The sequence below is a fragment of the Paraburkholderia sp. EG304 genome (assembly GCF_046543485.1).
GTDB lineage: Bacteria > Pseudomonadota > Gammaproteobacteria > Burkholderiales > Burkholderiaceae > Paraburkholderia > Paraburkholderia youngii.
Map to the genome: position 1 here is coordinate 1 of NZ_JBKGUA010000355.1, position 419 is coordinate 419.

The 419-nt window shown below is 59.7% G+C and carries 1 protein-coding gene; it reads left to right on the forward strand.

What is annotated here, in order from left to right:
• Positions 1-141, forward strand: a 141-nt coding sequence (locus ACLFKU_RS44255) for a winged helix-turn-helix transcriptional regulator (RefSeq protein WP_410853459.1), incomplete at its 5' end; no start/stop codon positions are given.
• Positions 142-419 lie beyond the last annotated feature (278 nt).

Sequence of the window (419 nt, forward strand, 5' to 3'; positions counted from 1 at the left end):
GACGGGATCGTGGCAAGAAAGCTCTATGCCCAGGTGCCGCCCAAGGTGGAATACCGGTTGACTGATTGGGGACAAGCACTCTGTCCCGCTCTGGACGCCCTTCTCAAATGGGCGGAGCAGCGCAACGGTTGCCCTAGGTAATCTCCGTTGATTGGCCGAGCAAGCCAAGCCGGATCAGACTCTCCGCGGTCGCAACAATGGCTTCAGCGGCCCAACGGCGCTTCGACCGCTTTGAGCGTCTGTTGATGGAGTCAAAAGAGTCCTGGAACACGACACGATCAATGACCGCAATTGGCCGAGGCCGTGTAAAAACGTCTGGGCCGGCAGGCCGGAAGAGCACCTGTGAGACCGCGTCTGCGCAGTTCCGGTTTGCCAGCGACTGACCGGATCGCGTTATGCGAGCAATCATGGTCAGGCGT